This window comes from Sphingomonas sp. 66-10, assembly GCF_001897045.1.
Lineage (GTDB): Bacteria > Pseudomonadota > Alphaproteobacteria > Sphingomonadales > Sphingomonadaceae > Sphingomonas > Sphingomonas lycopersici.
The window spans coordinates 1-5,189 of the sequence record NZ_MKRR01000133.1; the positions used below are offsets into that span (position 1 = coordinate 1).

The 5,189-nt window shown below is 65.1% G+C and carries 6 protein-coding genes; 4 read left to right on the forward strand and 2 right to left on the reverse strand.

Annotation, left to right across the window (positions count from 1 at the left end; genetic code table 11):
• Both BGN95_RS13940 and BGN95_RS13945 read right to left on the reverse strand, forming a co-directional pair.
• Positions 1-348 (reverse strand): PadR family transcriptional regulator (locus BGN95_RS13940; protein WP_286772986.1); only part of this gene is annotated, 348 nt, incomplete at its 3' end.
• 140 nt (positions 349-488) lie between these two features.
• Positions 489-845 (reverse strand): hypothetical protein, encoded by a 357-nt coding sequence (locus BGN95_RS13945; RefSeq protein WP_286772987.1) that lies wholly within the window; start codon positions 843-845, stop codon positions 489-491.
• An 84-nt stretch (positions 846-929) separates the two neighbouring features.
• Here BGN95_RS13945 and BGN95_RS13950 point away from each other — a divergent pair, with 84 nt between their 5' ends.
• From BGN95_RS13950 to BGN95_RS13965, 4 genes are all read left to right on the forward strand, one after another.
• Positions 930-1,730, forward strand: a complete 801-nt coding sequence (locus tag BGN95_RS13950) for a hypothetical protein (RefSeq protein WP_286772988.1) — start codon at positions 930-932, stop codon at positions 1,728-1,730.
• A gap of 174 nt (positions 1,731-1,904) precedes the next feature.
• Positions 1,905-2,432 carry an RNA polymerase sigma factor gene (locus BGN95_RS13955; RefSeq protein ID WP_286772989.1) on the forward strand — a complete coding sequence of 176 codons (528 nt, stop codon included), beginning with the start codon at positions 1,905-1,907 and terminating at the stop codon, positions 2,430-2,432.
• Positions 2,429-3,496, forward strand: coding sequence for a FecR family protein (locus BGN95_RS13960; protein ID WP_286772990.1), 1,068 nt, complete (start codon positions 2,429-2,431; stop codon positions 3,494-3,496). Before BGN95_RS13955 ends, BGN95_RS13960 begins: the two co-directional genes overlap by 4 nt.
• Positions 3,497-3,591: 95 nt before the next feature.
• On the forward strand, positions 3,592-5,189 hold a 1,598-nt coding region (locus tag BGN95_RS13965; protein ID WP_286772991.1), incomplete at its 3' end, for a TonB-dependent receptor.

Here is a 5,189-nt window from a genome sequence, read left to right on the forward strand (position 1 = left end):
TTTACGATCCTCGGGCGTCAGGATCGCCCAGATGCCGGCCCGCAACCGGAAGGGATCGACGCCGATGCTCGTCGCCAGCACCGGATCGCACGCCCACTCCCTGAGCGCCTGTCGCCCTACCGCCGTGAGCGACAGGTGGCGCGTCGCTCTTCCCCCCTGCGCCGCGCTGGCCTGCAAAAGGCCGTCCTTCTCCAGGCGTCGCACCGCCGGATAGATAGCGCCGGCGCTTCCCTTCCATTCCAGCGAGAACGAATCCGCAAAGGCCTTCCGCACCTGAAATGCGGTTTGCTGCCCACGATGCTCGATCTCCGACAGGATCGCCCCTTCGAGTTCGCTGATCTTCCGCACCTGCACCACTTGCCTTCCACTTTTCCCGGCCTCATAGTACGAATCGTACTATGAGGCCGGTCATGCGATTTCTTGCGATCCTGGGTAGCCTGCTCGCGGCGAGCACGACAGCGGCAAGCGCAGCCCAGGGGCTTCCCCCGTCATCCGTTTCGGTTGGCTCGGCGGCGCAAATGGAGGAGAAGCGCCTCCAGGACGCCAACAACCAGTCGGTCCAGGATGCGGTGCATGGCCGCTATCTCGATGCTTCGTTCGGCCTTCTTGCGCATCTCGGCATCGCATCCGCAGCCGATATCAAGGATCCGGACGTCTTCGATCAATGGGCGCAGGTCATGTCGTGCATGACCAGCACCCCCACCTTCAATCCCGTGAAGTCGGCCGATTTCCATGTGCCTGCCGAACAGATCGCCGATCTTCGTGCCGCGAAGGGGGTTTCGGCGATCCCGGAGATCGTGCGTCGCGCGCGGCGGACCAGCATCGTCATTCTCGACGAGAATCATCTCGATCCGCGCGGGCGCGCCTTCGGGCTGGAAGTCGCCCGCGCGCTACGCCCGCTCGGCTATACCGTTCTGGCGGTAGAGGCGTTGAAGCGCGACACCGACGACACGGCGTCGCGTGCCAAGATGGAAAAGCTATCTGCGGAGAAATACCCGCGTCGATCGAGCGGCTATTATCTCGACGATCCGATATTTGCCGATTTCCTCCGTCAATCGCTGGCGCTCGGCTATCGCCCCGTCTCCTACGAGATGATCCGCACGGACTATGCCGGTCTGGCAGAAAGCGCCCAGGGGCAGCGCGAACAGGATCAGGCCAACAACATCGTCCGGCGCGCGCTCAAGCAATATCCCGGCGCGAAGCTCCTGATCTATGCCGGCGAGCATCATGCTGCCGAACGGCCGATCGCGGCCGAGGGCGGCAAGGTCGTGATGATGGCCGAAAGGCTCAAACGTGCGACCGGCATCGATCCGCTGACGATCGATCAGGCAGGTCTGTCGTCGATCCCGATGAACCGGCCCGACGCGGATCTCTACGCCCTCGCCGAACCCAAAGCGCGCGCGGGGTCGGTGGTGCTGATGCGTCACGGCAAGCCCCTCACGGTCGGGCTGCTCGCGGGTTCGGTCGATTTGCAGGTCGTCCATCCCCGCACGACCTCCGTCGCCGGCCGGCCGGACTGGCTTGCAGCGATGGGGCGCAAGCCGGTAGCCGTTCCGCAATCGCTGCTGCCGACATCCGGAACACGGCTGGTCCAGGCATTTCTCGCGAGTGAAGCAGAGGACGCCATTCCCGTGGATCAAATAATAGTCACAGCTGGGCAGACGCCCGCTGTGCTCATGCTTCCCTCGGCCGCAGTCCGCTACGCCATCCAGGAACGCAGCGCGCGATAGCGCATAGCAGCCCGGCTGTCGCTGTGCCAAAAATCGACAGCCAGGTTTCTGGAAGGGATATCACAACCAGGGACGATCGGTTTTAGGCGCACTCCTGCCTGACTGCTAACACACAAATGAGGTTCGCCGTACGCCAGGTCTCTATGATAACGGACGACGAGCAAGCGAGACCCGATGGTGAAGAGTGCGGGGAATAGACAGCCGGGAAGTGGCCGCTCTATCGAGGCGCTGGCAGCGCGCTATGGCGGCGCTTTGCGCGCATATTTCGAACGCCGTTGCGGTGACCGCGCCGAGGCGGAAGATCTGACGCAGGATCTGCTCGCCTCGCTCGCGCGCCGCGCGGAACTGGAAAATATCCAGAATATCGAAGGCTATATATTCCGCGCCGCGAAAAATCTGCTCGCCCGCCGAAGGAGAGCCGCCGCGAGCCGCCCGCTGCTGCAATTCGAGGGCTCGGCGGACCCACTGGGCAAGCTGCGCGACGAATTGTCGCCCGAGGATATCGTGCTGGCGCAGGAGCGCATGCGGCTTTTCGTCAACGCGCTCGATGCCTTGCCCGAACGCGCACGGACGATATTCGTGCTCAACCGCTTCGAGGAGATGACCGGCCGCGAGATCGCGGACCGGCTCGGCCTTTCGCTCAGCCTCGTCGAAAAGGAGATGATCCGATCGATCCGCACCTTGCGGGAGGCGCTGCAATGAAGCCCCTATCGAACAATCAGGTGCCGGTCGATCCGCTCGAGGCGGCGGAATATTGGTCCGCCCGGCGTCGTTTGCAGTCGCTCGGCGCACGCGAGGAAGCGCAGTTTCAGGACTGGCTGGCGGCGCCCGAACATGCGCGCGCCTGGGCGCGCGTCGACGGTCTTGTTCAGGATATCGGGCAGTTCGCGGCGATGCCGGACATCATGGCGCTGCGTCAGGCGGCTCTGGCCGCGGCGCCGCGCGAAAGCGATATCGATCGGGCGCGCGTCGCGCGCTGGCGCAACCGCGGTCTGGCGGGACTGGCGGTGGCGATTTCAGCGATGATCGCCCTGTTCGCGATCCTCCCGGCGATCCGGGCGCTCGCACCGCAACAGGAGGTTGCGGCGACCGCGCATCGCCTTGCAACCAGGGTCGGCGAAAAGCGCGTGCTCAAGCTGCCCGACGGGTCGCTCGTCACGCTGGACACCAATTCGCTGGTCGAGGTGCGCTATACCCGGGGCCTGCGCGATGTCCGGCTGCTCGCCGGCCAGGCCTTCTTCAAGGTGGCGAAGAACCCGGCGCGCCCGTTCGTCGTCACCGCGGCCGATCGGCGCATCACCGCGGTGGGGACGGCGTTCGACGTCCGGCTTGGCGACAAGGGCGCGATGAGCGTGATGCTGGTCGAGGGGCGCGTGGTCGTCGAACCGACCCGCCGACCCGAAGGCGCGACGGGCGTGGACATCGCGGGCCGCGAGGAACTCGCGCCGGGCGAGCGGCTGGTCGTGCCCGCCAGGGGCGCGGCGCGGATCGTCGTCGCCGATGTCGAGCGGAGCACGAGCTGGCAGCGCGGCAAGCTGATCTTCCGCGACGAGCCGATGACCGACGCCATCGCGGAGCTCAACCGCTATACCGAGGTCAAGCTGGTCAGCGGCGATCCGCGGGTGCAATCGCTGCGCGTCAGCGGCGTCTTCAACGCGGGCGGCAACGAGAATTTCGTCGCGGCGATCACGCAATTCTATCCGGTCCGCGCGACGCGGCGCTCGCCCGGAGTGATCGAGCTCGAATGGCGGGCATCGGATTCGTAGAAATTTTTCCGGCGCGGCATGCGGTCGCGCCGAAACCGCGGCTCTTAGCTGATGACGGATCGTGATTGATCGCGGCCGCATTCAGGGAGCGGGTGATGTTTTCCTACAAGGCATGTTTCAGCAGCCTCGCGCTGGCCGGCGTATCGATCGGCTCGCTGGCGATCGCGATCCCGGCGGTCGCACAGGCGCAAAAGCGCTACGCGATCCCGGCGCAGGATCTCGCCGGCGCGCTTGAGCAGTTCGGGCGCCAGAGCGACAAGGAGATCCTGTTCGATCGCGGGCAGATTGCGGCGAGACGATCGAGCGCGGTGTCGGGCGTGTTTTCCGCCGAGGCGGCGCTACACGCATTGCTGAGCGGAACCGGCTTCATCGCGCGCGCCGCCAATCGCGACACCTTCGTCATCGAACGCGATACGCGCGCCGGCGTGGACGACGAAAAGCCGCCCGAGGATGTCATCGTCACCGCGCAAAAGCGCGACGAGCGGCTGATCGACGTGCCGGTGCCCGTGGCGGCGGTCAGCGCGGCGACGCTGGTCAACGCCAATCTGTCGCGTGTGCAGGATTATTATCAGCGCATCCCTGGGCTCAACCTGACGACATCGGGGAACGGCAACGAGACCTCCATCTCGATCCGCGGCATCACCACCGGCGCGGGGAGCAATCCCACGGTCGGCATCGTTGTCGACGACGTGCCGTTCGGCCCGTCGATCACCTTGTCGACCGTGCCCGATATCGATCCCAGCAACCTCTCGCGGATCGAGGTCTTGCGTGGGCCGCAGGGCTCGCTTTACGGCGCGAGCAGCATGGGCGGGCTGATCAAGTTCGTCACCCCCGAGCCGTCGACCGCCGGCATCAACGGGATGATCCAGGCCGGGCTGGCGGGGGTCGATTCCGGCAAGGATGTCGGATTTTCGGTGCGCGGCAACGTCAACGTGCCGCTCGGCGATACGCTCGCGGTGCGCGCCTCGGCATTCTACCGGCGCGATCCCGGCTATATCGACAATGTCGCGACCGGCGCGCGCGACGTCAACGAGATCCGCAGCAAGGGCGGCTATGCCAGCCTGTTGTGGACCCCGTCGTCGACTTTCTCGGTACGGCTCGGCGCGCTGGTGCAGCGTGCGCGGCGCGGCGGCACCGACGAGGCCGACCTGAGCATCGATCCCGACGGGCTGCTTGATAAGGGTCTGCCCTTCACCGGCATCTCCGAGCAGCGCGCCGAAGTCTATAGCGCGGTCATCAAGGCGCGTGTCGGCACGGTCGATGTGACCTCGATCAGCGCATATAATTACAGCGATACGATCAGCCGGCTCGACGCGACGCCGTTGCTCGGCGGGGTCTATGCCGATCTGTCGGACGCGCTGTTTGGCACGCCGTCGACCTATCTGCCCTATTCGCTGCGCACCAAGGCCTATACGCAGGAATTGCGCATCAACGTACCGATCACCGATGGCATCAAATGGCTGATCGGCGGGCTGATCGATTACGAGGATCTGGTGTTCGTCAATGCGATCGAGGCCTTCGACACCGCCACCGGCAATTCGATCGGCACCGTCAACAACACCACGATCACGCAGAAATATCGCAATTACGCGTTGTTCTCCAATCTCGATCTGGCCCTGTCGGACCGGTTCAGCATCCAGATCGGCGGGCGGTTCAGCACCAACCGGCAGAGATCGCGGGCGATGCGCAACGG